The 1,101-nt window shown below is 48.7% G+C and carries 2 protein-coding genes; one reads left to right on the top strand and one right to left on the bottom strand.

Annotated features, from left to right (window positions below; genetic code table 11):
- The coding region (locus B2Y23_RS04710; protein WP_291369332.1) for a dicarboxylate/amino acid:cation symporter at positions 1-512 on the top strand (512 nt) is incomplete at its 5' end.
- Here B2Y23_RS04710 and B2Y23_RS04705 read toward each other — a convergent pair.
- A complete protein-coding gene (locus B2Y23_RS04705; protein ID WP_291355098.1) occupies positions 509-928 on the bottom strand; it encodes a VOC family protein in 420 nt (139 codons plus the stop codon). The two genes, B2Y23_RS04710 and B2Y23_RS04705, sit on opposite strands and share 4 nt — an antisense overlap.
- Between the last annotated feature and the right edge of the window lie 173 nt (positions 929-1,101).

Here is a 1,101-nt window from a genome sequence, read left to right as displayed (position 1 = left end):
TATTGCTGTGGATTTTTGGCAAAATGAGTCCGATTACCTTCTTTAAAGGGACAGGAGCTGCGCTGATTACCGCATTTGCGACCAGTTCCAGTTCGGCCACCATGCCCTTGTCGATGAAATGCGCGCAGGAAAATTTAAAGGTACGTCCACAAACCGCAGGCTTTGTGATTCCTTTGGGCACTCAGCTCAACATGGATGGTACGGCGTTGTATGAAGCTGCCGCGGCTTTGTTTATTGCCAACCTGATGGGGCTGGATTTAAGTATCGGTCAGCAACTGATTGTCTGTGCAACCGCCATGATTGCTTCTTTGGGTGCGCCAGGAATTCCAAGTGCAGGTATGGTGACCATGATTATGGTCTTGCAATCAGTCGGTCTGCCGGCGGAAGCGATTGCAATCTTGCTGCCGATTGACCGTTTGCTGGATACTGTTCGTACCGTGGTCAATGTTCAGGGAGATATGATGATTAGTGTGGTGGTGGATCGTTATAGCCGTGAACCGGAAGTGTCCTAATCCGTTTCCCAGCTGGGATTAAACACAATTTCCCAGACATGACCGTCGGGGTCTTGAAAATAACCCACATAGCCGCCGTAAAAGGTGGCCTGTGCGGGTTTAATGATTCTGGCGCCGGCATGTGCTGCCTGAGCCATGACCTGATCGACTTCCAGTGAGCTATAGACATTATGTCCCAAGATCATTTGCGTCGGACACATCGGGCTGGACTCCAGCCCGGTATCATGCTGAATGCTGCTTTGCGGCCATAACGCCAGTTTCAGACCTGATTGCAGTTCAATAAAGGCCACAGCGCCATATTCAAATTCCTGCCCCGTGATTCCTTCACTGGCGAAGCCCAAACCTTTACGATAAAAATGCAAAGATGCTTCCAGGTCACGCACGCCCAGAGTAATGACTGAAATCCGTGCTCGCATGCAGTTTCCTTGTAGTTGTTTACATCTGCTTTTATCTTAAAACAAATCAAAAATAGGGCATAAAGCCCTACTGTGTGGAAATTGTATATTGGCATTTAAGTGCCAAAGAATGGCTAGATAAATGACTAGACCACTTTGAGTTTGGCTGCACGTTTGGCAGCAGGGGAGCGGTA

It is taken from the genome of Acinetobacter sp. UBA5934, assembly GCF_002430855.1.
In the GTDB taxonomy this organism is placed as follows: Bacteria; Pseudomonadota; Gammaproteobacteria; order Pseudomonadales; family Moraxellaceae; genus Acinetobacter.
The sequence above is the reverse complement of the archived record's forward strand: the minus strand, read 5'-3'. Positions and strand labels throughout refer to the sequence as shown.

What these genes read in the sequence shown, in the direction of transcription:
- B2Y23_RS04705 (WP_291355098.1), bottom strand. Translation starts at nt 928, where the DNA reads ATGCGAGCACGGATTTCAGTCATTACTCTGGGCGTGCGTGACCTGGAA.